The organism is Rhodanobacter caeni (assembly GCF_039523575.1).
GTDB classification, from domain to species: domain Bacteria; phylum Pseudomonadota; class Gammaproteobacteria; order Xanthomonadales; family Rhodanobacteraceae; genus Rhodanobacter; species Rhodanobacter caeni.
In genome coordinates, this window is record NZ_BAAAFO010000002.1 from 533,363 (window position 1) to 559,947 (window position 26,585).

General features: G+C 68.6%; 19 protein-coding genes. 7 read left to right on the forward strand and 12 right to left on the reverse strand.

Annotated features, from left to right (window positions below; genetic code table 11):
• Window positions 1-148: 148 nt before the first annotated feature.
• The 6 genes from leuC to ABD017_RS06875 form a co-directional block, all read right to left on the reverse strand.
• Complete coding sequence (gene leuC, locus ABD017_RS06850; RefSeq protein ID WP_343881488.1) at window positions 149-1,561, reverse strand: 3-isopropylmalate dehydratase large subunit; 1,413 nt, start codon at window positions 1,559-1,561, stop codon at window positions 149-151.
• Window positions 1,558-2,547: a branched-chain amino acid transaminase gene (locus tag ABD017_RS06855; protein ID WP_343881489.1), complete on the reverse strand. Its 990-nt coding sequence runs from the start codon at window positions 2,545-2,547 to the stop codon at window positions 1,558-1,560. Before ABD017_RS06855 ends, leuC begins: the two co-directional genes overlap by 4 nt.
• The gene (locus ABD017_RS06860; protein ID WP_343881491.1) at window positions 2,544-4,151 is read right to left on the reverse strand and encodes a 2-isopropylmalate synthase; all 1,608 of its coding nucleotides are present in this window, start codon (window positions 4,149-4,151) and stop codon (window positions 2,544-2,546) included. Before ABD017_RS06860 ends, ABD017_RS06855 begins: the two co-directional genes overlap by 4 nt.
• Before the next feature lie 422 nt (window positions 4,152-4,573).
• Window positions 4,574-5,896 (reverse strand): threonine synthase, encoded by a 1,323-nt coding sequence (gene thrC / locus ABD017_RS06865; RefSeq protein WP_343881493.1) that lies wholly within the window; start codon window positions 5,894-5,896, stop codon window positions 4,574-4,576.
• Window positions 5,893-6,873, reverse strand: a complete 981-nt coding sequence (locus ABD017_RS06870) for a homoserine kinase (protein WP_343881495.1) — start codon at window positions 6,871-6,873, stop codon at window positions 5,893-5,895. The genes thrC and ABD017_RS06870 overlap by 4 nt, the downstream gene beginning before the upstream one ends.
• Window positions 6,870-8,039, reverse strand: a complete 1,170-nt coding sequence (locus ABD017_RS06875) for a homoserine dehydrogenase family protein (RefSeq protein ID WP_343881497.1) — start codon at window positions 8,037-8,039, stop codon at window positions 6,870-6,872. The genes ABD017_RS06870 and ABD017_RS06875 overlap by 4 nt, the downstream gene beginning before the upstream one ends.
• Window positions 8,040-8,184: 145 nt before the next feature.
• On the opposite strand from ABD017_RS06875, the gene ABD017_RS06880 reads away from it, so the two are divergent.
• Complete coding sequence (locus tag ABD017_RS06880; RefSeq protein WP_343881499.1) at window positions 8,185-8,403, forward strand: hypothetical protein; 219 nt, start codon at window positions 8,185-8,187, stop codon at window positions 8,401-8,403.
• A 19-nt stretch (window positions 8,404-8,422) separates the two neighbouring features.
• On the opposite strand, the gene ABD017_RS06885 is transcribed toward ABD017_RS06880, so the two are convergent.
• Window positions 8,423-10,408 carry a bifunctional 2',3'-cyclic-nucleotide 2'-phosphodiesterase/3'-nucleotidase gene (locus tag ABD017_RS06885; RefSeq protein WP_343881501.1) on the reverse strand — a complete coding sequence of 662 codons (1,986 nt, stop codon included), beginning with the start codon at window positions 10,406-10,408 and terminating at the stop codon, window positions 8,423-8,425.
• A gap of 164 nt (window positions 10,409-10,572) precedes the next feature.
• Here ABD017_RS06885 and ABD017_RS06890 point away from each other — a divergent pair, with 164 nt between their 5' ends.
• The 3 genes from ABD017_RS06890 (at window position 10,573) to ABD017_RS06900 (ending at window position 16,014) form a co-directional block, all read left to right on the forward strand.
• On the forward strand, window positions 10,573-12,318 hold the full coding sequence (locus tag ABD017_RS06890; protein WP_343881503.1) for an alkaline phosphatase family protein: 1,746 nt from the start codon (window positions 10,573-10,575) through the stop codon (window positions 12,316-12,318).
• A 114-nt stretch (window positions 12,319-12,432) separates the two neighbouring features.
• On the forward strand, window positions 12,433-13,920 hold the full coding sequence (locus ABD017_RS06895) for an amino acid permease (protein ID WP_343881505.1): 1,488 nt from the start codon (window positions 12,433-12,435) through the stop codon (window positions 13,918-13,920).
• A 195-nt stretch (window positions 13,921-14,115) separates the two neighbouring features.
• Complete coding sequence (locus ABD017_RS06900) at window positions 14,116-16,014, forward strand: M61 family metallopeptidase (protein ID WP_343881507.1); 1,899 nt, start codon at window positions 14,116-14,118, stop codon at window positions 16,012-16,014.
• A 125-nt stretch (window positions 16,015-16,139) separates the two neighbouring features.
• On the opposite strand, the gene ABD017_RS06905 is transcribed toward ABD017_RS06900, so the two are convergent.
• On the reverse strand, window positions 16,140-16,886 hold the full coding sequence (locus ABD017_RS06905; protein ID WP_343881509.1) for a pteridine reductase: 747 nt from the start codon (window positions 16,884-16,886) through the stop codon (window positions 16,140-16,142).
• Window positions 16,887-16,954: 68 nt separating this feature from the next.
• Window positions 16,955-17,761 carry a hypothetical protein gene (locus ABD017_RS06910; RefSeq protein WP_343881511.1) on the reverse strand — a complete coding sequence of 269 codons (807 nt, stop codon included), beginning with the start codon at window positions 17,759-17,761 and terminating at the stop codon, window positions 16,955-16,957.
• Window positions 17,762-18,027: 266 nt separating this feature from the next.
• Between ABD017_RS06910 and ABD017_RS06915 the strand changes: the two genes are divergently transcribed.
• The 3 genes from ABD017_RS06915 to ABD017_RS06925 all read left to right on the forward strand — a co-directional run bounded on the left by ABD017_RS06915 (window position 18,028) and on the right by ABD017_RS06925 (window position 21,864).
• Window positions 18,028-20,163 carry a TonB-dependent receptor gene (locus tag ABD017_RS06915; RefSeq protein ID WP_343881513.1) on the forward strand — a complete coding sequence of 712 codons (2,136 nt, stop codon included), beginning with the start codon at window positions 18,028-18,030 and terminating at the stop codon, window positions 20,161-20,163.
• Window positions 20,164-20,251: 88 nt separating this feature from the next.
• The gene (locus ABD017_RS06920) at window positions 20,252-21,445 is read left to right on the forward strand and encodes a class I SAM-dependent methyltransferase (RefSeq protein ID WP_343881515.1); all 1,194 of its coding nucleotides are present in this window, start codon (window positions 20,252-20,254) and stop codon (window positions 21,443-21,445) included.
• A gap of 8 nt (window positions 21,446-21,453) precedes the next feature.
• The gene (locus ABD017_RS06925) at window positions 21,454-21,864 is read left to right on the forward strand and encodes a VanZ family protein (RefSeq protein WP_343881517.1); all 411 of its coding nucleotides are present in this window, start codon (window positions 21,454-21,456) and stop codon (window positions 21,862-21,864) included.
• Window positions 21,865-21,891: 27 nt separating this feature from the next.
• Here the strand turns inward: ABD017_RS06925 and ABD017_RS06930 are convergent, their stop codons facing one another.
• The 3 genes from ABD017_RS06930 to ABD017_RS06940 all read right to left on the reverse strand — a co-directional run bounded on the left by ABD017_RS06930 (window position 21,892) and on the right by ABD017_RS06940 (window position 26,574).
• Window positions 21,892-23,997, reverse strand: coding sequence for an LTA synthase family protein (locus tag ABD017_RS06930; RefSeq protein ID WP_343882199.1), 2,106 nt, complete (start codon window positions 23,995-23,997; stop codon window positions 21,892-21,894).
• A gap of 142 nt (window positions 23,998-24,139) precedes the next feature.
• Window positions 24,140-25,375 (reverse strand): multifunctional CCA addition/repair protein, encoded by a 1,236-nt coding sequence (locus ABD017_RS06935; protein ID WP_343882201.1) that lies wholly within the window; start codon window positions 25,373-25,375, stop codon window positions 24,140-24,142.
• A gap of 44 nt (window positions 25,376-25,419) precedes the next feature.
• Entirely contained in the window at window positions 25,420-26,574 is a 1,155-nt protein-coding gene (locus ABD017_RS06940; protein ID WP_343881519.1) for an outer membrane protein assembly factor BamB family protein, read from the reverse strand.
• Window positions 26,575-26,585 lie beyond the last annotated feature (11 nt).

Here is a 26,585-nt window from a genome sequence, read left to right on the forward strand (position 1 = left end):
CCCGAAGGGGCGGATGAGGGGAGGGTGCTCGCGGTGTGGTGGATCGAAGCGTGCGCCGATAGAGCCGTGAGGCCAGCGCTGCCCCTCTCCCCAACCCTCTCCCCACAGGGGAGAGGGAGCAGTTTCCCGTGGCGTCGGGACGCCGCGCTCATGCAGCAACCTCCGCCAGGTACACGCGCGGATCGGCGATCACGCCGGCCACGGCCGATGCGGCCGCGGTGGCCGGGCTGGCCAGCACGGTGCGCGCGCCCTTGCCCTGGCGGCCCTCGAAATTGCGGTTGGAAGTGGAGACGACCAGCTGGCCCGGCTGCGCCAGGTCGCCGTTCATGGCGATGCACATCGAGCAGCCCGGCACGCGCCATTCGGCGCCGGCATCCAGGAACACCTGATGCAGGCCCTCGCGCTCGGCATCGCGGCGCACCGCCTCGGAGCCGGGCACCACCAGCATGCGCACGCCATCGGCCACGTGGCGGCCACGCAGCACGCTGGCCGCCTCGCGCAGGTCGGGCAGGCGCGAGTTGGTGCAGCTGCCGATGAACACCACGTCCACCGCCATGCCTTCCATCGACTGGCCGGGCTCGTAATGCATGTAGTCGCGGGCGCGGCGCTCCTGCGCGTTGGCCGGCTCCGGCAGCGGCGCGCTCAGCGCGCTGGCCATGCCCGGGTGGGTGCCGTAGGTGACGGTGGGGCCGATCTTGCTGGCATCGAAATGCACTTCGCGGTCGTAGCGGGCGCCCTCGTCGCTGCGCAGGGCGCGCCACTTCGCCACGGCGGCCTCCCAGTCGGCGCCCTGCGGCGCCAGCGGGCGTCCCTTCAGCCAGGCGAAAGTGGTTTCGTCGGGGGCGATCAGGCCGGCGCGGGCACCGGCCTCGATCGACATGTTGCAGACCGTCATGCGCTCTTCCATCGACAACGCCTCGATGGTCGAGCCGCGGTATTCCAGCACGTAGCCGGTGCCGCCATCGACGCCGATCGTGCCGATGATGTGCAGGATCAGGTCCTTCGCGCCCACGCCGGGGGCCAGCTTGCCGTCCACGCGGATCGCCATGGTTTTCGGCTTGCGCTGCAGCAGGCACTGGGTGGCCAGCACGTGGCCCACCTCGGTGGTGCCGATGCCGAACGCCAGCGCGCCGAACGCGCCATGGGTAGAGGTGTGGCTGTCGCCGCAGACGATGGTCATGCCCGGCCGGGTGGCGCCCAGCTCGGGGCCGATCACGTGCACGATGCCGCGCTGGTCGCTGTCCCAGCCGTGCAGGGTGACGCCGAACTCGGCGCAGTTGGCCTCAAGCTGCTCCACCTGCGCCTTGGCGGCGGCATTGGTATACGGCCGCACGCCGTCGGGCCCGGTGGGCAGCGTGGGCGTGGAGTGATCGAGCGTGGCCAGGGTGCGATCGGGGCGGCGCACGGTGAGGCCGCGCTGGCGCAGCTCGCTGAACGCCTGCGGCGAGGTGACTTCGTGCACCAGGTGCAGGTCGATGTACAGGACGGCGGGCGTATCGGTGGTCTCGGGCGCCACCACGTGGGCGTCCCATACTTTCTCGAACAAGGTTCTTGCGGTCATGCGTTGGCTCCAGTCGACGCTGGCTGTTCGTGGGGAGTCCGGTCGTGGGCGGCCGGTTCTTTATTGTCGCGGTCACTGACGACGTTCAGCCAGTTCCAGCGGTCTTCGGTACGGCCGTCGAACAGGCCGAAGAAGGCCTGGCGCAAGGCCTTGGTGATCGGGCCGGGCGTGCCGTCGCCCACGTTCTTGCGGTCGACCGAGCGCACCGGCGTGACCTCGGCAGCAGTGCCGGTCATGAAGATCTCGTCGGCGGTATACAACGCCTCGCGCGGCAGGTCGCGTTCTTCCACGCTCAGACCCAGGTCGGCGGCCAGCGTCAGCACGGTGTCGCGGGTGATGCCGGCCAGGATGCCGGCGCTGGAGGGCGGCGTGAGCAGCTTGCCGCGCTTGACCAGGAACAGGTTCTCGCCGGCACCTTCGCTCAGCAGGCCGTTGTGGCCCAGCGCGATGCCCTCGTCGTAGCCGCCGCGGCGCGCCTCCAGCCCGATCAGCTGGCTGTTGAGGTAGTTGCCGCCGGCCTTGGCCCAGCTGGGAATGGTGTTGGGCGCGGGCCGGTGCCACGACGACACGCAGACGTCGGCGCCGCGCTCGGCCGCCTCGCCCAGGTACGCGCCCCAGTCCAGCGCCATGATCGCCACGTCCACCGGCGCGGCGCCCTTGGGCAGCACGCCCAGGCCGCCGGCGCCGCGAAACACGATCGGGCGCACGTAGGCCGATTCCATCTTGTTGGCGCGGATCAGCTCGATGCAGGCGGCGTTGATCTGCGCCTCGCTGTAGCCGATCTCGATCTCGTAGACCTTGGCCGACTCGAACAGGCGCCGGGTGTGGTCCTCAAGCCGGAAATACGCCGGGCCGCGATGGGTCGCGTACACGCGCTCGCCCTCGAACACGGACGAGCCGTAGTGCAGCGCATGGGTGCTGACGTGCACATTGGCCTCGGCCCAGGGCTTGAGCTGTCCGTTGTGCCAGATGAAAGGCGTGCTCATGGTGTGGATCCCAATGCTTTCGGTGCGGAATGGTGGCGGGCCGGGGCCTGCCGTTCGATGCGGTTGACGATCGCCAGCGCGGCCAGCGCGGCCGCCTCCACGATGTCGGTGCTGACGCCATGGCCGTGCCAGTCGAGGTTGCCGTGGCGGGCGGTGAGTTCGGCGCGGCCCTGGGCATCGCCGCCTTCGCCCATCGCGCGAATCTGGAACTGGTTCAGCGCCAGCTCGATGCCGGTAGCGCGCGTGATGGCACGCAGCACGGCATCGACCGGGCCGTCGCCGATGGCCGCCTCGGCCACCTCGCGGCCATCCTCGTGCACCAGCTTCACCGCGGTGGAGCTGCCGCCGCCCAGGTGCGAGCTGGCGTTCAACTGCAGCAGGCTCCACGGGCCGGTGGTGTCCGGGTCCTGGCCCAGCGCCAGCGCCTGCAGGTCGTCGTCGTGGATGTCGCGGCGCTGGTCGGCCAGCGCCTTGAAGCGGGCGAAGATGCCGTCCAGCGTGGCGTCGTCCGGCGTGTGCCCCAGCTTCTGCAGCCGCTCGCGCAACGCGTGGCGGCCGGAATGCTTGCCCAGCACCAGGCTGGTTTCGGCGATGCCCACATCCTGCGGATGCATGATCTCGTAGGTGCCGCGGTGCTTGAGCATGCCGTGCTGGTGGATGCCCGATTCGTGCGCGAACGCGTTGTCGCCCACGATCGCCTTGTTGCGCGGCACGCCCTGGCCGGTGAGCTGGGTCAGCAGTCGCGAGGTGGGATACAGCTTGCGCGTGTCGATGCCGGTGCTGACGCGAAAGTGCGGTGCGCGCACCTTCAGCGCCATCACCAGTTCCTCCAGCGCGGCGTTGCCGGCGCGCTCGCCGATGCCGTTGATGGTGCATTCCATCTGCCGCGCGCCCGCGCTTACCGCGGCCAGGCTGTTGGCCACGGCCATGCCCAGGTCGTTGTGGCAATGGCTGGAGAAAATCAGGTTTTCCGCGTTGCGCACGTTCTTGCGCAGGTAGGTGAACATCTCGAACATCTCCGCTGGCGTGACATAGCCGACGGTGTCCGGCGCGTTCAATGTGGTGGCGCCCGCGGCGGCGGCGGCATTGAACACCTCGACCAGGAACTCCGGCTCGGTGCGCAGCGCATCCTCGGCCGAAAACTCCACCTCATGGCACAGCTCGCGGGCACGCTCGACCGAGCGCGCGGCCGCTTCCACCACTTGTTGCTTGCTCATGCCCAGCTTGTGTTCGCGATGCAGCGGGCTGGTGGACAGGAACAGGTGGATGCGCGAGCGGCGCGCGCCTTCCAGTGCACGGGCGCAGCTGTCGATGTCGCCGGGAACGCAGCGGGCCAGGCCGGCGACAGTGGTCTTCGTCAACGACCGGGCAATCTTCGCCACCGCGTTGAAATCATCCGGCGACGCCTGCGGAAAACCCGCTTCCAGGATGTCCACGCCGAGCTCTTCCAGCGCATGCGCCAGTTTCAGCTTCGCGTGCAGATCCATCGAAAAACCGGGAGCCTGCTCGCCATCGCGCAGGGTGGTGTCGAAGATCAATACGCGATCGGGCGAGCTGTTCTCGCCATCAATGCTGTCGTTCGTTGCTGCCGGTTGGTTATTCATCGCTGGCTCCGCGAGGCGGCGCCAAGGGCATGAAAAAACCCCGCATTCGTTTCCGGGTGCGGGGTTCTTCGGGAGTCATCAGGTCATCTTCTAACTACCTGGACACATGCCCTCAGCCCGCACCTCCGTTGGTAATGAGGAGTACGAGTACAAGGACGAGGATGAGCGCGTCGCGCAATCGCGGCGGGCCAGCAACCATCGCGGGATGATTCATACCGGTGATGCGGCGATGTGTGCTGCGCTGCGACATGTCGTTGACCGTACGGCACACCCCTTGGCTTGTCAACACTTACGTTTGTAATTGAGTGAGGCGGCAAACGAACGGTCGCGTATGGACGTCCAGAAGTCCGGACGTCCATCGGCAGGATGCCTGCCTGGCCGGCGCTCACGGCAAGTCAACCATCCGTCGACGTACGGTCGGCTCAGGCGCCGCGCGCCAGCAGCCAGTCGTGCAGGGCCGCGTCGGTGGCTGCCAGCGGCAGGGCGGTGGCCGGGCGCTGGAGCATCGTTGCCAGCGCCGGCGGCACGTCCAGCGGATGGCCGAGCAGGGGCTCGACCACGCTTTCGAACTTGGCGGCGTGGGCCGTGGCCACCACCGCCCAGCTCGCGGCGTCGCCGGCGGCGCGCAGCTGGTCCAGCAGGTGCATCGCCGTGGCGGTGTGCGGACAGAACACCTCGCCGTGCTGGCGCGCATGCGTGGCAATGGTTTGGCGGATGGTGGCGTCGTCCACGCACTCGGCGTGCAGCAGCTGGCGCAGTGCCGAAGGGTTGGGGAAGGTCCAGCGCAGCCGCTCGAAGTTGCTGGGTGCACCCACATCCATGGCATTGGCCAGCGTCGCCACCGCGTCGCGCGGGGTGTATTCGGCGCCGCCGAAGTAATCGGCCAGGGTGGCGTTGGCATTGCATGCCAGCCGCACTTCCCCCACGGGCAGGCCCATCTCGCGCACCCACAGACAGGCCAGCGCGTTGCCCAGGTTGCCGGTGGGCACGATGAAGTTCAGCGGTTCGCCGTGCGCGCGCCACCAGCGCAGCGCGTTGTGCGCGTAATAGCTCATCTGCGGCAGCAGCCGGCCCAGGCTGATGCTGTTGGCCGACGACATCGGCACCTGCGCCTGCAGCGCGGCGTCGTTCAAGGCCGCCTTGACCATCCGCTGGCAATCGTCGAAACGACCGTCGACCCGCAACGCGGTGACGTTGTCGCCGAAGCTGCCCAGCTGGTGCGCCTGGCGTGGCGAGACCTTGCCGTCGGGATAGAGGATCACCACCCGCACGCCGGGCCGCCGATGGAATGCCGCGCCCACCGCCGCGCCGGTGTCGCCCGAGGTGGCCACCAGGATCGTCAACGGCCGGTTGTCCGCCCGCGGCAGCCGTTGCAGGCAGGCGGCCAGGAAGCGGGCGCCGAAATCCTTGAACGCCGAGGTGGGGCCGTGGAACAGCTCCAGCATCAGGCTGTTCGGATGTTGCGGCAGCGGGCGCAGCGGCGCGTCGAACACAAACGCCTCCGCGCAGATGGCGGCCAGCTCGTCGGCCAGCGGATCGCCGGCAAAGAACGGCGCCAGCAAGGTGGTGGCGGTGGCGGCGATGCTGCCTTGCGGGTCGAACGCGGCCGGGTCGATCCGGGGCAATACCTCCGGTACGTACAGGCCACCATCGGGTGCCAGCCCGGCGGCGATCGCCTGGCTGATCTCCACCGCGGGGCTGCGCGCGCGGGTGCTGGCGTAGAACAAGGGTTCGGTGCGGCTCATGGGTTGTTCTCGATGGCGGAAATGACGGCGGCAGCAGGGCCGTTCACGGGCGACACCAGGGCGTCGCTGTCCAGCCCGGCCTCGGCGAAGGCGGCGTGCATCGCAGCGGCCGCGCTCTCGGCTTCGGCGCGCGATTCGTACCAGCCGAACACGCTGGGTCCGCCGCCGGAAATGCTTGCGCCCAGCGCATGGTGGTCGAGCGCGGCCTGCTTCACCCTGGCGAAATTGGGCACCAGCGCGGCGCGGCGCGGTTCGACCAGCACGTCCTTCAGGCCTTCGCGCACCAGCGCGGCCTCGCCGCGGTAGCAGCCGGCCAGCAGCAGGGCCAGGTTCGTGTTTTGCGACACGAACTCGCCCAGCGTGTAGTTGCCCGCCAGCGCGGCGCGCGCCTTGCGCGTCTCCAGCACGTAGTGCGGATGCACCAATGCGCAATGCCACGCCGCCGGCACCGGCACGCGCAGCAGCCGGCTCCTGGTGGCCAGCACCAGGCCGCCCAGCAGCATCGGGCCCAGGTTGTCGCCGTGCTGGCTGCCGCTGGCCAGCGCCTCGCCCTGCAACGCGAACGGGTACAGCGCCTCGTGCGAAAGCGGTTGCGGCAGCAGGGCATTGGCGGCCACCAGCGCGGCCACGCAGGAGGCGGCCGAGCCGCCCATGCCCGAGCCCAGCGCGATGCCCTTGTGCAGGGTCAGTTCCAGGCCATGCTCCAGGCCCAGCGCCTTGTGGAACGCCTGCAGTGCCACGCCGGCGGTGTTCTTCTGCGGGTCGGTGGGCAGGGCGGTGACGCAGCCGTGGATCGCGGCGATGCGTATTTCGGGCAAATCGATGCGCCGTACTTCGGCGCGATCGCCGGGGCCGGCGAGGCTGTGGCCCAGGATGTCGAAGCCTACCGCCACGTTGCCGACGCTGGCGTAGGCCACGGCGAAGGCGACGTCGTTTCCGGTTTCGCGGTGCGCCGGTGCGAGGACGGACGCGTTCATGCGCGTACCCCCAGCGATTCGGCGATCCGCAGCAGGTCGGTGAACACGCCCGCGGCGGTGACCTCCGGCCCGGCCCCCGGCCCCTGCACCACCAGCGGGTTGTCGCAGTAGCGGCCGGTGGTGAACTGCACGATGTTGTCGGTCAGGCGGGTGTGGGCGAAGGTGTGATCGGCCGGCAGGACGACCAGTTTCACGCTGGCGTGGCCGTGGCGGTCGAGGCTGGCGACGTGGCGCAGCACGCCGCCGTCGGCGCGCGCGGCGGCCAGCTGGCTGGCCATCGGCGCATCGAGCTCGGGCAGGCGCTGCATGAACGCCTCGGGCGACAGCGCCGCCAGCTCGGCCGGCACCAGGCTCTGTACGTCGACCTCTTCCAGCGACAGCGGCCAGCCCGCCTCGCGGGCAAGGATCACCAGCTTGCGGGCCACGTCCATGCCGGACAGATCGTTGCGCGGGTCCGGCTCGGTATAGCCCAGCGCGTGGGCTTCGCGGACCAGGCTGGAAAACGGGTGGTTGCCGTCGTGGCGGTTGCACAACCAGGCCAGCGTGCCGGAGAACATGCCGTCGATGGCCAGCAGTTCGTCGCCGGTATCGAGCAGGTCGCGCAGGGTCTGCACGATCGGCAGGCCGGCGCAGACGGTGGCTTCGTAGCGGAAACGCGCGCCGCCGTGGGCGCAGGCGGTGCGGATCGCCTGCCAGCGCGCCAGCGGGCCACTGCCGGCGAGCTTGTTGGGAGTGACGACGTGGATGCCGGCCGCCAGCCAGTCGGCGTAGCGCTCGGCCACCGCGTCGTTGGCGCTGCAGTCGATCAGCAGCGCGTGGCGGCCATCGTCGCCGGTGACGTGGGCGGCGAACTCGTCGAGGTTGCCGGGTCGCCAGATCTGGGCGCGCTCGGCGCCGCTGCCGAGACCGACGCGCAATTCCGGGTCGTCGCAATCGAGCCACATGCGTTTGCTGGCGGCGACGCCGCACAGTCGCAGATCAAGCCCGGCGTCGCGGGCAAGCCGCGGTTGGGCGGCGCGTAACTGCGCCAGCAAGGCACTGCCGACCCGGCCGGGGCCGATCAGCCCGACAGCCAGTACGCGACGGCGCGCCGTCGAGCCGGGCGTGGTCGCGGTCAGCGGCACGGGCTGCAGTTGATCGACGAGTGGTGGTGCGCAGGTGTTCACGATTGCCTCTCCGGAAGAGGCCCGTGCTCGCTGGCGGTGATCGGTGTGTGCCGGCCCGCATCATCGAGGGCGGGGCCGTTTGCGTCTGTAACTTTATGCGCGCACGGATACCCACCCGAAGCCAGTAATGGTAATCGGGGTAATCGTGGCGGTGATGATCATGGCGTCGCACGGCGGCACGGAGCCGCGACCGGGCGGCGTGGAATGTAGGTGTGCTGGCGTGGATGACGGCGACATGCCCACGACCATAAAGGCGTTGCTGCACTGCAGTCAACAGATTCATTTGAAACTGTATGGCCCGCGTGCGGCGACGCTTGCGGGCGCGGTGCAGCCGCCGCATGGGCCGATTGCGGCGCCGCAATGAACGCGTCGGCGGACGCCGTTCAGTGCGCCAGGTCGATGGCGTAGGTTGCGGTGCCGTCGCCGTGGTCGCGCAGCAGGCGGATGTTCGTCAGCCCCGCTTCACGCGCCACCGGCAGTTTGCCGCTGGGCGCGGTGAACACCACCGGGCCGCGCGTCCTGAGCGGCGCGAACCGCCAGGACGTCGGCTCCAGCGTGGTGGCGTCGATGGTGCCGCGCTGCTTCAGCCAAGCGGCCAGGATCTCGCGATTGCCGTCCGCCACGCTGAGCACGATGCTGTTGCCATCGAGGCCGGGAAAATGCCCGCCGCCGTTCGCACGGTAATTGTTGGTGACCACGATGAACGGCTGGGTCGGGCTTACCGCCTTGCCGTCGAAGCTCAGCGAAACGATGCGCTGGCCCGCCGGCTTCGACACGTCGATCGTGTAATGGATGCCGCCCTGGATCTGGTCGAAGTTGTAGCCGGTGAAGCGGGAGTTGATCAGCGACTGCTCGCCGGTTTTGGCCGGGTCGATCCGGTTGAAGCGCCGGGCGGATTTCTCCAGCCACGCCTTGACCCCGGCGCCGTCGGTTTTCACCGCGGCCAGCGTGTTGGGATAGAAGTACAGGTTGGCGGCGCTGCGCAGGGTCAGCGGCCCGGCGGGCACGTCAGTGTAGTCGTCGACGCCGCCGAAGCCGGTACGGAAGGCGGCCGCGGCGGAGAGCACGGGCACGTTCGCCAGCTCGGGATGCAGACGCGGCAGCCGGGTGCGCACGTAATCGGCCTGCGCCGCATTGACCGGCGCCAGCGCGGTCATGTTGCCCTCGTCGGCGAAATAGCTGCTCATGCGCAGCGTGCTTTTGCCGATCGGGGTGTCGATGTAGGCGATGGCGGCCTCGTGCGCCTGCCGTACCAGCGGCGCGATGGCGGGGTCGGCGGGCACGCAGTCGCTTTTCGCCTTGCAGATCGGCCGCACCTCGCTGTGGCTTTCGTCGCGATTGACCAGCCAGCGGCCGCCCTTGCGTTCCAGCACCAGCTGGATCACGCCCAGATCCTTGCCGAAGAAGCCGCCCATTACCGCGGGCACGCCGCGGACGAGTCCATGTTTTGCATCGACGTCCTTCATGCCGGCGTAGCGCGGGCCGGGGAACTCGGTGTGCGAATGGCCCAGCAGCAGCGCGTCGATGCCGGGCACGCCCGCCAGGTACCAGCCGGCGTTTTCCATCTGCGGCGTGTACGGTGCGGTGTCGAGGCCGCCGTGCAGGATCGCCACGATCAGGTCCGGATGCTGCGCCTGCAGTTGCGGCAGGTATTTCTGCGCCGCCTCGACCACGCCGCTGACGGTGACCTTGCCGGCCAGGTTGCGCTTGTCCCAGTCCATGATCGGTGGCGGCGTGAAGCCGATGATGCCCACCTTCAGCGGCACCTTCAGCTTGCTGCCGTCGGCGGTATACGCCTCGATGGTCCGGGTCACCACCGCCCACGGCTGGAAGATCGGCGCGCCATCGCGCGCGCTGTACACGTTGGCCAGCACCAGCGGAAAGTGCGGGCCCGCGCAGCGGTCGCTGTGGCCGCCATCGACATGCATCGGCGTGCCGGTGACCTGCGACAGGAAACCCAACCCGTAGTTGAACTCGTGGTTGCCGGCGGTGCCGCCGTCGTAGCCGACCGCGTCCATCGCGCGGTAGATCGCCAGCTCCTGGCCGCAACCCACCGGTTTCACCAGCGCCTGATAATCGGCCAGCACGGTGCCCTGGATGGTGTCGCCGCTGTCGAACAGGAAGGTGTTGGGGAATTCGTCGCGGGCGCGGCGGATCAGCGTGGCGGTGCGCTCGTAGCCCAGCGAGTCGTCCGGCTTCAGCTGGTAATAGTCGTAGCTGAGCACGTTGGCGTGGACGTCGGTGGTCTCCAGGATTGCCACGCTGGCGCGCGCGCCCTCGGGTGCCGGCACCGGGCGCGATGGCTGGCTGGCGCATGCGGCCAGCAGTGCGGTGGCGAAGACAAGCGGGAGCAGCGCGCGGTTCGACATGGAGGATTCCGTGCGCCGTGCCGGCGCAAAGCGGCAGGATAGGCAGGCGGGGGCACGCGCGCCAATGCTGTCAGTCACGGTCGGTGCCGATCACGCGATCTGTCATGTTCAACGACTATCATGCCGCGCTCCCGCGCGGTCCTTCGCGCTCACCGGGTATCGCCATGTTTCGTCGTTCCACCATCGCCGGCCATTTCGCCCTCGGCATCACGTTCTCGCTGCTGGGCGCTTGCGCCAGCGCGCCATCGGCGACGTCCGCACATGCTGCGATCGACGTGCCGGCGATCCGGCGGCCGCAGGGCGAGACGCCGCAATGGTGGTTCCGCAGCGGTGCGGCGCAGGCCGCGCAGGCCTCCGCCCAGGCGCATGCCGAAGGGCAGCGGGCGAAGAACGTCATCGTGTTCCTGGGCGACGGCATGAGCATTCCCACGATCACGGCGGCCCATGTCCTGGCCGGCCAGCGCAAGGGCGTGGACGGCGAAAGCTATCGCCTCAGCTTCGAGCGGATGCCGTTCAGCGCGCTCTCGCGTACCTACGAAACCGACCAGCAGACGCCCGACTCGGCCGGCACCATGACCGCGATCATGAGCGGGGTGAAGACGCGCGCCGGCTTCATCGGCGTATCGCAGGTGCCCAAGCGGCAGGACTGCGCCGCCAGCCGCGGGCAGGAGCTGGTGACCACGCTGGAACTGGCGGCCGCCGCCGGCATGAGCACCGGCGCGGTCAGCACGGCGCGGATCACGCACGCCACGCCCGCGGCCACATATGGCCACCTGCCCGAGCGCAACTGGGAAGTGGACGCGGCGATGCCGGCGGCGGTGCGTGCCGAAGGCTGCAAGGATTTCGCGGCGCAGCTGATCGACTTTCCCGTCGCCAACGGGCTCACCGTGGCGTTGGGTGGCGGGCGGCGGAACTTCCTGCCCGCCGGCGTGGCCGATCCGGAATATCCGAAGAAGTCGGGTGCGCGCCTCGATGGCCGAAACCTGGTCGATGAGTGGACGTCCAGACATCCAGATGGGAAGTATGTGTGGAACGCCGTCCAGCTCGATGCGCTGGACCTGGCGCACACGCCGCGACTGCTCGGCCTGTTCGAGCCGTCGCACATGCGCTACGAACACGACCGGCCAAAAGACGCCGGCGGCGAGCCCAGCCTGGCGCAGATGACGCGCAGCGCGATCGAGGTGCTCAAGCAGAATCCGAACGGTTTCTTCCTGATGGTCGAGGGCGGTCGCATCGACCATGCCCTGCATGCCGGCAACGCGTATCGCGCGCTGGATGAAACGATCAGCCTGGCCGATGCGGTGCAGGCCGCGCTCGACGCCACCGATCCGGCCCACACGCTGATCGTGGTGACGGCCGACCACAGCCACACGCTGAGCTTCGCCGGCTACCCGCGCCGCGGCAATCCGATCCTGGGCAAGGTGCGCGGCGCCACCGACAGCTACGACGAGGAAAGCACCGCCGCGCTGGCCCACGACACGACCGGTCTGCCGTACACCACACTGGGCTTCGCCAACGGCCCGGGCTACACCGGCGCCAGCGACGAGCAGCCCGAGGGGCCCAAGCACTTCCCGCACCAGCCGAAACACTACACGGCGATCAGCAAGGGACGGCCCGACCTCACCGACGTCGACACCACCGATCCGGATTACATGCAGGAGGCGACCGTGCCGCTGGGCGGCGAAACGCACGGCGGCGAGGACGTGGCGATCTTCGCCAGCGGCCCCGGCGCGGCGGCGTTCCATGGCGAGCTGGAAGAGAACACGATCTTCCACGTCATCGTGCAGCACACGCCGCGGATCCGCGCCGAACTGTGCCGGCTGGGCAGCTGCAACGCCGATGGCGTGCCGGTGGACCGACCCACGCGACAGGCCTGGTTGCAGCAGGTCGCGCCTGCCATGGTCCGGTGACGTCCGGGCCGCGCGACCGCTGTCCCGCCCCCTCCATCGGCGCCATCCGCATGTGTTAAATGCCGCAAAAAAGCCTTTGTTATGCTGCCCCATTGTCACAAGGGGAAAAGCTGAATGGGTTTTATTGCCAAACTGATCCGTCACAAATCCATCGAACACCTGCAGGCCGAGGCCGGGCAGCGCGGCGATTTCCGTCGCGTGCTGGGGCTGTGGCAGCTCACCGCGATCGGCGTGGGCGCCATCGTCGGCGTGGGCATTTTCGTTCTCGCGGGCCAGCAGGCAGCCGCCAATGCCGGCCCCGCCGTCGTCCTGAGTTTTCTCATCGCCGGCCTGGGCAGTGCCTGCGCCGCGCTGGCCTATGCCGAGTTTTCCGGCCTGATTCCGGTCACCGGCAGCGCCTATACCTACAGCTACGCGGTGCTGGGCGAGCTGTTTGCCTGGATCATCGGCTGGGATCTGCTGATCGAGTACGCGCTGATCGTGGGCGTGGTGGCGATCGGCTGGTCCGGCTACGTGCAGGCGCTGATCGAGCAGCTGTTCGGCGTGCATTTGCCGGTGTGGGCGCAGGGTGCCTACGACCCGCAGAACCCGGACAGCGGCAAGGTGTTCAACGTGATTGCCGCGGCGGTCACCCTGCTGATCGCCTGGATGCTGACGGTGAAGACCGAATGGGGCGCGCGCGCGAACACGGCGATCGTGGCGATCAAGGTGATCGGCGTGGCGCTGGTGATCGGCGTGGGCGCGTTCTACGTGAACACCGCCAACTGGCACCCGTTCATTCCCGCGGCGATCACCAGCGAGGGGTTGACCCAGTACGGCTGGGGCGGCGTGCTGGCGGCGTCCAGCATCGTGTTCTTCGCGGTGTTCGGCTACGACACGCTGACCACGGCGGCGGAGGAATCGACCCACCCGCAACGCGACCTGCCGCGCGCGGTGCTGCTGTCGCTGGCGGTGTCGATGGCGCTGTACGTGATGGTCTCGCTGGTGCTGACCGGCATGGTGCCGTACCAGCAACTGGCCGGCCCGGCACCGGTGGACGCGGCGTTCAAGGCACTGGGGCTGCATTGGGTGCGCGGCATCATCTCGGTGGCGGCGGTGGCCGGCATCACCAGCGTGATGTTCGCCTTCATGCTGGGCGCGGCGCGCATCTGGTTTGCGCTGGCGCGCGATGGCCTGCTGCCGAAGTGGTTCGCCAGGGTGCATCCGAAATACGGCACGCCGGCACGGCCGACGATCATCCTGGGCGTGTTCACCGCGCTGGTGGCCGGTTCGCTGCCGATCGGCGAGGTGGCCGAGCTGGTGAACATCGGCACGCTGGCCGCGTTCATCATCATCTGTGGTTCGGTCTTGCTGCTGCGCGTGCGCAAACCGGATATTCCGCGCGGTTTCCGCACCCCGGCGCTGTGGCTGGTGGCGCCGGCGGGCATGCTGTTCTCGCTGTTCCTGATCATCGGCTGGCCGTGGTACAGCGATGGCCGCTTCCAGCTGCTGGGTGGCTTGCCGTGGATCACCATCGAGCGCTTCATCCTGTGGATGGCGCTGGGCCTGATCATCTATTTCGGCTTCGGCATCCGGCACAGCCGACTGGAACGCGAGCCCTGAGGCGTGGCCCGGCGATTGGCCGGGCCGTGACCTTCGGCATGGGTTAAGCGCGGGGGCGGCGGTCTAGGATCGGTGGGTCGTATCTCTGTCATGACAGCGTTTGCCTGTGCGCTCCCTGCGTGGCGCGGCGTCGCCCGCACCACGGCGCGGCGCCGTCCGTCGGACGCCTGACCGATCCATTCCCCGGAGAAGCTCTTGAAACTCACTCGCCTCACTTCAGCCTTCGCCGCCGCTGCCTTCGGCATCAGTTCCTTCGCGGCTTTCGCCGATGTACCGCCGCCGCGCGACGTGCCGTTCGAGGGCACCGTGCAGATCAACGTGGATGCCACCGACGTGGCGCATCGCATTTTCCGCGTGCACGAGGTCATCCCAGCCCAGCCCGGCCCGCTGACCCTGCTGTACCCGCAGTGGCTGCCGGGCAACCATTCGCCGACCGGGCCGATCGACAAGCTGGCCGGCCTGGTGGTGAAGGCCAACGGCAAGACGCTGCCGTGGAAGCGCGACACGGTGAATGTCTACGCCTTCCACGTCGACGTGCCCGCCGGTGCCAGCAGCGTGGACGTGGCGTTCGAGTTCCTGTCCCCGCAGGCGCGCGACCAGGGCCGCGTGGTGATGACGCCGGAAATGCTGAACCTGCAGTGGAACGCGAGTTCGCTGTACCCGGCCGGCTACGCCACCAAGGGGATCACCGCGCAAACCAGCGTGAAGTTCCCCGCCGGCTGGCAGTTCGGCAGCGCGCTGGAGGTGGCGTCGCGCGACGGCGACACCGTCCACTTCAAGCCGATCAGCTACGACAACCTGGTCGATTCGCCGATCTACGCCGGCAAGTATTTCAAGCGCGTGGATCTGGATCCGGGCGCCAAGGTGCCGGTGCATCTGAACATCGTGGCCGATGCGCCGAAATATCTGGAGATCACGCCGGAGCAGCTGAAAGTCCATCGCAACCTGGTGCAGCAGATGTACAAGCTGTACGGCGCGCGCCATTACGACCACTACGATTTCCTGTTCTCGCTGAGCGACAAGATGAGCGGCAACGGCCTGGAGCATCACCGCTCCAGCGAGAACGGCGTGGGCACGGGCTACTTCACCGACTGGGACAAGAACGTGCTGGATCGCGACCTGCTGCCGCACGAGTTCAACCATTCGTGGAACGGCAAGTACCGCCGCGGCGCCGACCTCACCACGCCCAGCTTCAACGTGCCGATGGAGGACTCGCTGCTGTGGGTGTACGAGGGCCAGACCCAGTTCTGGGGCTTCGTGATGGCGGCGCGCTCGGGCCTGTGGAGCGAGGAGCAGACCCGCGATGCGCTGGCCGCCGTGGCTGCCCGCTATGACCGCGGCCGGCCGGGCCTGGCCAGCTGGCGCAACCTGCAGGACACCACCAACGACCCGATCATCGCCCAGCGCGCGCCGCTGCCGTACCGCAACTACCAGGCCAGCGAGGATTACTACTCCGGTGGCCAGCTGATCTGGCTGGACGTGGACGCCAAGCTGCGCGACCTCAGCCGCGGCAAGCACTCCATCGACGATTTCGCCAAGGCCTTCTTCGGCATGAACGACGGCGACTGGGGCGTCAACACCTACGTGTTCGAGGACGTGGTCAAGACCCTCAACGGCATTCAGCCGTACGACTGGGCCAGCTACCTGCGCACGCGGCTGGACGGCCATGGCCCGTGGATCGGCGGCATCGAGGGGCATGGCTGGAAGCTGGTCTACACCGACAAGCCGTCCGCCACGGTCAAGGCCATCGAGGCGCGCCGGCATTCCGCCGACCTCACCTATTCGATCGGCCTGTCGATCGGCAAGAGCGGCGCCATCGGCGACGTGCTGTGGGACAGCCCCGCGTTCAAGGCGGGCATTTCCCCCGGCATGACCGTGGTGGCGGTGAACAACCACGAGTACGATGCCGACGCGCTGAAGGACGCGATCACCGCCGCGGCGAAGGACAAGAACCAGCCGGTGGAATTGCTGGTGAAGAACTTCGACGAGTACAAGACCGTGCGCATCGACTACCACGACGGCCTGAAGTACCCGCACCTGGTGCGCGACGAGAGCAAGCCGGACACGCTGGGCAAGCTGCTCAAGGCGCGCTGACACCCGCGCCACTTCACTGTAGGAGCGACTTCAGTCGCGACGCTTTTCATCAAACCCGGCCGGGAGCGTCGCGACTGAAGTCGCTCCTACGGTCGTTCCTGCAGTTATTCCCGCAGTCGCAGCTGCTACACCGACAGCGTGCGCCCGCCATCCACGCGCAGCACCTGCCCGGTCACGAACGGCGCGTCTCGCAACAGCCACAGCACCGCGCCGGCCACGTCCTCGGGCGTGCCGGCGCGCTGCATCGGCGTGCGCGCCAGCAGGGCCTGCTGGTCGTCGTATGCCTTGCCGTCGCTTGGCCACAGCACGGCGCCGGGCGCCACGCCGTTGACGCGTACCTGCGGCGCCAGATCCAGCGCCAGCGACCGCGTCATGGCCGCCAGTGCGGCCTTGGCCATGCAATACAACGGATGGTTCGCCAGCGGCCGCTCGGCATAGATGTCCAGCAGGTTCACGATGCTGCCCTGCGTCTGGCGCAGCGCGGGCACGGCCGCCTGGCTCAAGAAGAACGGCGCCTGCGCATTGGAGGCGAACAACTCGTTCCATTGCGCCGGCGTGGCCTCGCCGACCGGGGTGGGATAGAACGCCGAGGCGTTGTTGACCAGCGCGTCCAGCCGGCCGTAGTGCGCCAGCAGCGATGCGACCAGCGCGGGCAGCGCTGCGGTATCGGCAAGCTCGCCCTGCAGCAACAAGGTGCTGCCGGTTCGTTGCCGTTCCAGCGTCTCGGCCAGCGCGGCGGCCTCGCCGGCGGAATGGCGATAGTGCAGCGCCACGTCGTAGCCGGCCGCATGCAGCGTGCGCGCGATCACCGCACCCACGCGGCGACCGGCGCCGGTGATCAGGGCGACGCGACGGTCAGGGTGTGACTTCATGCCTCGGTCCCGCAGTCATTCGACCCCCAGCTTGCCGCAAAGCCCGCCCGGGCGTCACCGCCCCGGGCTCATTCGGGCTCGGGTGCGGGCGGTTTCCGGGTGGCCGCCTTGCGCGCCGCGCTTGCGCGGCTCACCACCTTGCGCGCCGTCGTGGCGGCCTTGCGCGCGGTGCCCGCCACCTTGCGGGCGGCCCCGGACACGCTCTTTTCCCCGCTGTTGCGCGCTTTCGGTTTGGCCTTTTTCGTGGCAGGCGTGACGCCATCGGCATCGTCTTCCATGGCGATCTCGCTCTCGAACATCTCGATCGCAGTCTGCGCCACCTGCCCGGTGTCGTAATACGCGTACGCACCCACGCCCAGCGCACCGATCACCGGCAACCAGCGCGAGAAGCCCTTGTTCAAGGTGCGCTGGGTGAGTTTGACCCCCACCTGGCTCGCCACCCGCTGCGCCACCCCGTGCGACATGCGGCGGAACACCAGCCGGTCGCCCATGCGCACCACCAGGTCGCGGAACGCCTGCGCGGCGGTGTGGCGGAACAGACACCACAGCATCTGCTCGCGCCCCAGCGTGGCGAGCCGGCCGTAGGCGGCGGCAATGTCGCTGACCATCTGGCCCTGGATTTTCCAGATCGCCACCAGTTCCGGCAGCAGGGTCAGCCAGCCCAGCGGCCCGGGCGGCAGCGCCAATGAACCGGCCGCCAGCGCCGCACGCTGCGCCGCGCGGGTGGCCAGCTTGCGCGCCTCGCCCTCCGGGTCGGTGCTTTGGCCGATCCGGCTCGCCGGCACCTGGCTGACGAAATCGAGCACGGCCTGCGCGATGCGGCCGTGGTCGACGGGCATGGGGGTGGCGGGAACGTTTTCGCTGCGCTTCGTCATGCGGACTCCAGGGCGACGCCGAGGGGCGCGCTCGCTTGGCCAGTGTAGGCATGCGGCGTGAAGCGCGGGTGGGGCGACTTGCCGGAGCGACTTCAATCGCGGTGCTCTTGGTTCCACAGGCGAAAGGCATCGCGACTGAAGTCGCTCCTACAAAAAAAAGCGGGGTTTCCAGGTGCACATGACTTGCGGCAGGGAGCGCTTGCGTCCGGTAAGTTATGTTATAACATAACAAAATAAAACATCTTCCCCACCTGTTGGAATCACCGATGAAACGATCCGTGCTCGCCATGAGCCTGGCCCTTGCGCTGGCCATGCCGTCCACCCGCGTTCTTGCGTCCGATACGCCGGCGGCTGCCGCCCCGCCCCAGGTGAGCGATGCGCAGAATCTCAGCGTCATCGACGTGTCGGCCGCGCTGGACCAGGCGCGCAACGCGCTGTCGCCGGACACCGGCAGCAGCCAGTACGTGATCGACCACAAGGCGATCGCGCAGTTGCCGCTGGGTGCGTCCACGCCGATGAACCAGGTGCTGCTGCAGGCGCCCGGCGTGGTGCAGGATTCCTACGGCGGCCTGCACGTGCGCGGCGATCACGCCAACCTGCAGTACCGCATCAACGGCGTGATCATTCCCGAGTCGATCTCCGGCTTCGGCCAGACCCTGGACACGCGCACCATCCAGACCGTGAAGCTGCTCGACGGCGCACTGCCGGCGCAGTACGGGCTGCGCACGGCGGCGGTGGTCGACATCACCACCCGCAGCGGCCACGAGCTGGGCAACGGCGGCAGCGTGGGCATCACCGGCGGCTCGTTCGGCACGCTCAATCCGAACACCTCGATCTGGGGCAACGCCGATCGCTGGAGCTGGTTTTTCACCGGCAACTACATGGAAAACGACGCCGGCATCGAAAACCCCACCGCCAGCCGCAAGCCCATCCACGACCACACCAACCAGGCGCGTGGCTTTGGCGACATCAGCTATCTGATCAACGACAGCACGCGCCTCAGCTTCCTGTTCGGCGTCAGCAACAACCGCTTCGAGATCCCCAACAATCCGGGCCAGCAACCCGAGTTCGGCTATCTCGACACGGCGGATTTCAATTCGGCGGACTTGAACGAGCGTCAGCGCGAAAACACCCGTTTCGGCGTGCTGGCCCTGCAGGGCACGCTGGGCGCGACCAGCTATCAGGTGTCCTTGGGCCAGCGCTACACCGACGTGGCCTACAGCCCGGACCGGATCGGCGAGCTGATGTTCAACGGCGTCGCCTCCGACGTCAGCCGCAGCAACCGCGCCAGCACGCTGCAGGCGGATTTCGCCATGCCGATGGGCGGCAGCCACACCTTGCGCTACGGCCTCTACGGCAGCTTCGAGCGCGCCGCCAGCGGCAACGACGCGTGGGTGTTTCCCGCCGATGCCGATGGCAACCAGGTCAGCACCACGCCGCTCAACATCCTCGACGACAGCCGCCTCATCGCCCGAACCTGGTCGGCCTACGTGCAGGACGAGTGGAGCCTCGGCGAAGACTGGACGCTGAACTACGGCCTGCGCGGCGACCAGTACCAGCTGGCCCGCACCGAGAGCCAGCTGAGCCCGCGCCTGGGCGTGGTGTGGCAGGCCAGCGACAGCACCGTGGTGCATGCCGGCTATTCGCGCTATTTCACGCCGCCGGCCACCGAGATGATCGCCAGCAGCAACATCGCCAAATTCGACGGCACCACCAACGCGGTGGCCGACACCGGCAACAACATCCCGCTGGCCGAGCGCTCGGATTACTTCGACGCCGGCATCCAGCAGAGCATCGGCCCGGCCTGGACCCTCGGCGTCGACGCGTACTACCGCAAGGTGCAGCGCCTGCAGGACGAAGGGCAATTCGGCTCGGCCCTGGTCTACTCCACCTTCAACCTGGCCGCCGGCCGGGTGAAGGGCGTGGAGTTCACCGCCAACTACGCGCGGGGGCCGCTGTCGGCGTACTTCAACGCCTCGCTGGGCAAGGCCATCGGCAAGCGCATCATCACCAGCCAGTACAACTTCGATCCGGCCGACCTGGCCTACATCGACAACCACTGGATCCTGCTGGACCACGACCAGAAACTGACCTCGTCCGGCGGCATCAATTACGCGTTGAACGACCGCACCAAGGTCGGCGCCGACTACCTGTTCGGCAGCGGCCTGCGCAAGGACGGCAACGTGCCCAACGGCGACTCGCTGCCGGCGTATTTCCAGCTGAACCTGAACCTCTCGCACGATTTCATGTTCGGCGACGGCGGCAACCTGCACACGCAACTGGCCGTGCTCAACGTGCTCGACCGCAGCTACGCGCTGCGCGACGGCAGCGGCATCGGCGTGGGTGCGCCGCAGTTCGGCCCGCGCCGTGGCGTCTACCTCAGCGTGCAGAAGGATTTCTGACGCGGACGCAAATGGGGAATCGGGAATGGCAGGAGCGGTACGCGCCATCCACTATGCTTGACGTGCTTGCCACCACCCGCCAACGCTGATGCCTTCCCGACTCCCCGAACCCGGCGCCGACGAGCGCGCGCATTCCGACGACCTGTTGCAGCTGCTGCGCGGGATGATCGCCTCGCACGGCCCGCTGCCGTTCTCGCAATACATGGAGCGTTGCCTGTACGCGCCGGGGCTGGGCTATTACAGCGCCGGCCGCACCAAGTTCGGTGCCGCCGGCGACTTCGTCACCGCGCCGGAGCTGGGGCCGCTGTTCGCGCGCTGCGTGGTGCACGCGCTGCAACCCACGCTGGTGGCGTTGGGCGAGGAGGCGGATTTCCTCGAGCTGGGCGGCGGCAGCGGCGCGTTTGCGGAGGCGGCGCTGCTGGCCTTTGCCGACAGCGGCACGCTGCCGCGGCAGTACCTGATCCTGGAGCCCAGCGCCGACCTGCGCGAGCGCCAGCGCGAACGCCTGGCCGCCAGCCTGCCGGCCGAGCTCAACGCCCGCGTGCGCTGGCTGGATCGTCCGCCCGAGCAGGACTGGCGCGGCGTGCTGTTCGCCAACGAGGTGATCGACGCGCTGCCGGCCACGCGTTTCACGCTGCGCGATGGCGAGGTCTACGAGGAATACGTGGCGCTGGATGGCGAGGGCCGCCTGATGCGCGTCGACCGGCCCGCCGATGCGCTGGTGAGCGGCGCCGTGCGCCACGTCGAGCGCGATGTCGGCAGCGCGTTCACCGATGGCTACCGCTCGGAGATCCTGCCGCAGCTGCCGTACTGGGTTCAGGCCGTGGCCGGCTCGCTGGTGGCGGGGCTGATGCTGTTCATCGACTACGGCTACGTGCGCCGCGAGTTCTACCTGCCGCAGCGTGACGACGGCACGCTGATGGCGCACTACCGCCACCACGCGCACAACGATCCGCTGTACCTGCCGGGCCTGAACGACCTCACCGCGTCGGTCGATTTCACCGCGCTGGCCGAAGCCGGCAACAGCGCCGGCTTCGCCGTGGCCGCCTACCTGCCGCAGGCACAGTTCCTGATCGGCGCCGGGCTGCAGGAAATCTTCGCGCGTGAGCAGGCCCGGGCGCCCGACGAGCACGCGCGCTACCGCCTGTCGCAGCAGGTGAAGACCTTGATGCTGCCCGACCAGATGGGCGAGCGTTTCCAGGCGATGCTGCTGGCACGCGGCCTCGACGTGCTGGCGCTGCCCGCCGAGCTGATGGCCGCCGACCAGGGTGGCCGGCTTTGAACGAGGCGATGGACGTCCAGACGTCCAGACGGCTGCGCTGGCACGGGGCCTGGGTGGCGCTGGGTTGGGCGATCATGGCGTTCGTGCTGTGGATGGCGCTGATGCCGGACCCGGGCATCACCTTGTCGTTCACCTATGGCGACAAGCTGCTGCACGCCAGCACCTTTTGCGGGCTGGCGGGCTGGTGGGGCAATGTCTATCGCAGCCGCCGCGCCCGCGGCTGGATTGTGCTGGGCTGCCTCGTCTTCGGCGTGTTCATCGAATTCGCGCAATCGCTGGACCCGCCGCGCGATGCCAGCGGCTGGGACGTGCTGGCGGATGTTGTCGGCATCGTGCTCGCGCTGCTGTTGCTGCGCACGCCGCTGGCCCGCGTGCTGGCGGGCATCGAGGCATCTTTCGAGCGCAGGCGCGCCGGTTGACCCGGTTGCGTCGACCGGGCGCGTGTCCTACGGCCCGCTGCTGCTGGCCGATGCGGGCGCCGCGGCGGTCGGTGCCGGCAACGGCGCGACCGGCCTGGCGTCGTCGGGCCGGCGCACCAGCTCGCCACGCTTGAACAGGTCGCTGGCCACCTGGTAGTAGGCGATCGTCTGCGCGATCTGCTCCTCGTTCTGCGGTGCGATGGCAGTGCCGTCGCCGGTGACGTAGTCGGGCTTCATCTGCTCAAGCTTGCGCCCGGGCTCCAGCACGGTGAGCACGTCATGGTGCAGATAACCCAGCTTTTCGTAGGTGGCCGGGAACGCACGCTCGCGGCCGGGTTCCAGCTGGAACACGTCGTAGCCGAAGAAGCGCGAGCGGTAGCTGAAGTGCAGCAGGCCCAGCAGGGTCGGCGCAATGTCGATCTGGCTGGTCAGCCGCTCCACCCGCTGCGGCGCGATGTGCGCGGGCGCGTAGATCCACAGCGGGATGTGGTAGCGGTTCACCGGCACGCTGGTCTTGCCCGCGCTGGAGGCGCAGTGGTCGGCGGTGATCACGAACACGGTGTCGTTGAAATACGGCTTGGCCCGCGCGCGCTTGATGAAGTCGCCGATCGCCCAGTCCGTATACGCCACCGCGCCGGCGCGGGTGAGCTGCGCCTGCTTCACCCGGCCCTGCGGAAACGTGTACGGGCGATGGTTGGAGGTGGTCATGACGTGCAGGAAGAAGGGTTTTCCCGCCGCGTGGATCTGGTCCATCTGGCCCAGCGCCAGCGTGTACAGATCCTCGTCCGCCACGCCCCACACGTTCTCGCTGTGGATCGTGGCGCTCTTGGGGATGTCGCGCCGGTCCACCGTGCGATAGCCGTTGTGGCCGAAGAAATAATTCATGTTGTCGAATTCGCCGTAGCCGCCGTAGACGAAGTCCGACTGGTAGCCGCGGTCGTTGAAGATGTCCGCCAGCGAGAACAGGTTCTCGTTGTGTTTTTCCTTCAGCAGCGAGTCGCCGGGCGTGGGCGGCACCGACAGCGACAACGCCTCCAGCCCGCGCACGGTACGCGTGCCGTTGGCGTAGAGGTTGTCGAAGAACATGCTCTGGCCGACCAGCGAATCAAGGTAGGGCGTGATGCCGTCCTTGTTGCCGAACGTGGCGAGGTAGTCGCCGGACAGGCTTTCCACGCTGATCAGCACCACGTTGAGATGCTGCTCCGGGCCGGCGTGGCGGATCGCGCGGGTGAGATCGCGCGGGTCGTCGTTGAGGTAGGTGGCGTCGGGCGTCTTCAGCATCGCGCGCACGCGGCGGAACGCCTCGTCCTCGGGCAGGGTGCGGTAGAACTTGGCGTAGTCGAGGTGGCTGCTGCGGAAGGCGCTGAAGAACTGGTAGATGCCGTTGCCGGCCAGTTCGTTGACGTAGTTGTTGCCGGTGCGGTCCTTCATGCCGCCGTTCACCGCGGCGACCGAGACGACGGTCAGCACCAGCCACAGCAGCGCCACCTTGCCGCGCTGCCAGAAGCGTGTGCCGTCATCGCGTGCGCGCAGGCCGCGCCGGCCGATTGCGAACAGCACCAGCGCCAGCACCAGCAACAGCGCCAGCCAGCGCCCGATCGGGTACGACTCGCGGATATTGCCGATCACCTCGGTGGTGTAGACCAGATAATCCACCGCGATGAAATTGAAGCGCACGTCGAACTCGTTCCAGAACACCAGCTCGGACGCCGCCACGAACAGCAACCCGTACAGCAGCAGCAGGGCGAAGCCATACAACGCCCACTGGCCGGCGCGCGAGGTATAGGTGAACGCGGCCAGCGGCAGCACGAACAGGAACGGCAGGACCGCCGGCCAGGTGGTCCTCAGCGTGGCGTGGTACATGCGGTGCAGCACGACCAGGCAGATCGCGCAGGCCAGCACCACCACCACGGCGCTCAGCAGCCAGCGCCGCAGGCCCGGCATGCGCCCGGCCCGCGTGGGCACCAGCCACAGAAACAGCACCAGCGGCCACGCCACGTAGATGAAGGTGATCAGGTCGTAGCCCAGGCCCACGCCGAACGCGTACAGCAGGTTCAGCGGCGTCGGCGGCACCTCGTGGCCGGACATCACCAGCAGCACCACCCGGGTGACGAGGGCGATCGCCAGGAACATGATGCCCAGCCACAGCAGCGGGCGAAAACGCTGGCGCAAGGCCGAGGAGGGTGGATGGATGCGCGGCACGGCCAGCTCCAGGCAGGCATGGGATGGAGGGTGGCCCGGATGGGCGGTCGGAATGGCGGCTTTATAGCGCGAATCAGCTTGCCGGATGCTTAGTTTTCACCGCGGCGATGGCTTCGATGCGCGCGCGCTCCATGGCCGCGCCGATGGCCGGCCCGCCCAGGCCCTGCGCCACGAAGCCGGCCGCCTTGACGGCGGCCGCTGCGGCGCAGGCCTCGCGCAGATAGTCCGCTTGCGGGTAAGCGTCGTTCTGGTGACCAAGGCGGCCACGCTTGTCCGCCATGCAGGCGGCCAGGAAAACCTCCAGCCGCGCCGGGCGCCGCAAGGCATCCAGCGAGGTCAGCAGCCTGGCCACCGTGGCCGGTTTCAGCTCGAACGCGCGATGCACGTTCAGATGCTCGCGGCACACCGCCTCGGCCAGCGCCGCGTGTTCGGTGGGTACTTTGAGCCGCGCCGCCAGCTGCCGCAGCGGGGCCACGCCGCGTTGTTCGTGGCCGATGTGGCGGGGCAGGGTGTCGGCCGGCGTCAGCGCCTTGCCCAGGTCGTGGGTGAGCGCGCAGAAGCCCACCAGGTCGTTGCCGGGCGCCAGGGCCGCGGCGGCATCGAGCACCATTTCCACGTGCACGCCGGTATCCACCTCCGGGTGGAACTCGGCGCGCTGCGGCACGCCATACAGCGCATCCACCTCGGGAAACAGCACGCGCAAGGCGCCAGCCTCGCGCAACACGCGCAGGAAGGCGGAAGGTTGCGGCTCGGTCAGCGCCTTGCGCGTTTCGGCCCACACGCGTTCGGGCACCAGGTGATCGACCTCGCCGTCGCGCACCATTTGCCGCATCAGCTCCATGGTCTCGGCGGCCACGCTGAAACCCAGCGGCGCGAAGCGGGCGGCGAAGCGGGCCACACGCAATACCCGCACCGGGTCTTCCACGAACGCGGGCGACACGTGGCGCAGCACCCGCGCCTCGATGTCGCGCACGCCATTGAACGGATCGGTCAGCGTGCCGTGCGCGTCGCGGGCGATGGCGTTGATGGTGAGGTCGCGGCGGGCCAGGTCCTGCTCCAGCGTCACCGTGGCGTCGGCCTGGAACACGAAGCCGTGGTAGCCGCGCCCGGTCTTGCGCTCGGTGCGCGCCAGCGCGTATTCCTCGCCCGTGTCCGGGTGCAGGAACACGGGAAAATCCTTGCCCACCGGCCGAAACCCCAGCGCCAGCATGTCGTCCGGCGTGGCCCCGACCACCACATGGTCGTGGTCCACCACCGGCCGCCCCAGCAAGGCATCGCGGACGGCGCCGCCGACGAGATAGATGCGCATGGCGCGATCGAGCCCGGTACCGTGCGTGCGCGTGGTCATGGCAGTCAGCGGGCGGCGTAGATGAAGCCGTCGTCGCTGCCGAAATAGACGCTGCCCTCGTGCACCGCCGGCGACGAATAGATCGTGCCCTCGGTGGAGACGTAGCCCAGCAGCTTGCCGGTGGAGCGCGCCAGCGCGATCAGCTCGCCATCGCACAGGCCCACGTACACCGCGTTGCCGACCACCACCGGCGAGGAGAACACGCGCCCGCGGGCGTCGAACGACCATTGCTGCTTGCCGGTCGCCGCATCCAGTCCCAGCACGGTGTGCGCGTCGGAGGTGCCCACGTAGACCATGCCGCCGGCCACCGCGGGGCTGGAGATCACCCACGAGCCCTTGTTGTCGAATGTCCAGCGTTTGGCGCCGGTGTCGGCGTCGAGCGCGTACAGAAAGCCGTCGCGACTGCCGAAATACACCACGCCATCGACCACCGCGGGCGAGGATTGCACCTCGCCCAGCGGAAACTGCGGGTTGCCGGCGGTCTTGAACGTCCAGCGCGGCTTGCCGCTGCGCGCGTCCAGCGCGTAGAGGTTGCCATCCATGCTGCCGGCGTAGACCACGCCGTCGGCCACCGCCGGCGTGGCGCGCACCCGCGCCCTGGTCTGGAACGACCACAGCTGCTTGCCGTCGGCGGCCGCCAGCGCGTACACGCGGCCATCGGCCGCGCCCACGTACACCACGCCGTCGGCCACGACGGGCGAGGACTGGTAGAAATCCCAGCCCATGTACGGCGGCGGCAGCGGCGTGCCGGTGCGGACGCTCCAGCGCGGCTGGCCACTGGCGGCGTCGATGCGGTGGATCGTGCCATCGGCGGCGGCGACATATACCGCGTCGGCGTCGGTGGCCGGCGACGAGGTCAGTTCGCCATCGGTCTGGAATGTCCACTTCGCCTTGCCGTCGGCCGCATCCAGCGCATACAGCTTGCCGTCGTGGCTGCCCACGTAGACCGTGTCGCGCGACACCACCGGGCTGGAGCGGTTCAGGCGGCCGGTGTGGAATCTCCATGCGGGCGCGATCAGCCGCGGCGCATCGGCATCCAGCAGCGCGTCGCGCCAGCCGCGGGTGGCGCACACGCCACTGCGCTCGGGCACACAACCGAACATGCCCGCCCACGCGGTCGGCGTGCACAGCATGCCGCTCCACGCCACGGCGGCAGACATCAGCATTCGCA

Bases quoted from the DNA above. Each gene is read 5' to 3' on its own strand.
- leuC (WP_343881488.1), bottom strand. From the start codon at position 1,561: ATGACCGCAAGAACCTTGTTCGAGAAAGTATGGGACGCCCACGTGGTG.
- ABD017_RS06855 (WP_343881489.1), bottom strand. From the start codon at position 2,547: ATGAGCACGCCTTTCATCTGGCACAACGGACAGCTCAAGCCCTGGGCC.
- ABD017_RS06860 (WP_343881491.1), bottom strand. From the start codon at position 4,151: ATGAATAACCAACCGGCAGCAACGAACGACAGCATTGATGGCGAGAAC.
- thrC (WP_343881493.1), bottom strand. From the start codon at position 5,896: ATGAGCCGCACCGAACCCTTGTTCTACGCCAGCACCCGCGCGCGCAGC.
- ABD017_RS06870 (WP_343881495.1), bottom strand. From the start codon at position 6,873: ATGAACGCGTCCGTCCTCGCACCGGCGCACCGCGAAACCGGAAACGAC.
- ABD017_RS06885 (WP_343881501.1), bottom strand. From the start codon at position 10,408: ATGTCGAACCGCGCGCTGCTCCCGCTTGTCTTCGCCACCGCACTGCTG.
- ABD017_RS06890 (WP_343881503.1), top strand. From the start codon at position 10,573: ATGTTTCGTCGTTCCACCATCGCCGGCCATTTCGCCCTCGGCATCACG.
- ABD017_RS06895 (WP_343881505.1), top strand. From the start codon at position 12,433: ATGGGTTTTATTGCCAAACTGATCCGTCACAAATCCATCGAACACCTG.
- ABD017_RS06905 (WP_343881509.1), bottom strand. From the start codon at position 16,886: ATGAAGTCACACCCTGACCGTCGCGTCGCCCTGATCACCGGCGCCGGT.
- ABD017_RS06910 (WP_343881511.1), bottom strand. From the start codon at position 17,761: ATGACGAAGCGCAGCGAAAACGTTCCCGCCACCCCCATGCCCGTCGAC.
- ABD017_RS06915 (WP_343881513.1), top strand. From the start codon at position 18,028: ATGAAACGATCCGTGCTCGCCATGAGCCTGGCCCTTGCGCTGGCCATG.
- ABD017_RS06920 (WP_343881515.1), top strand. From the start codon at position 20,252: ATGCCTTCCCGACTCCCCGAACCCGGCGCCGACGAGCGCGCGCATTCC.
- ABD017_RS06925 (WP_343881517.1), top strand. From the start codon at position 21,454: ATGGACGTCCAGACGTCCAGACGGCTGCGCTGGCACGGGGCCTGGGTG.
- ABD017_RS06930 (WP_343882199.1), bottom strand. From the start codon at position 23,997: ATGTTCCTGGCGATCGCCCTCGTCACCCGGGTGGTGCTGCTGGTGATG.
- ABD017_RS06935 (WP_343882201.1), bottom strand. From the start codon at position 25,375: ATGCGCATCTATCTCGTCGGCGGCGCCGTCCGCGATGCCTTGCTGGGG.
- ABD017_RS06940 (WP_343881519.1), bottom strand. From the start codon at position 26,574: ATGTCTGCCGCCGTGGCGTGGAGCGGCATGCTGTGCACGCCGACCGCG.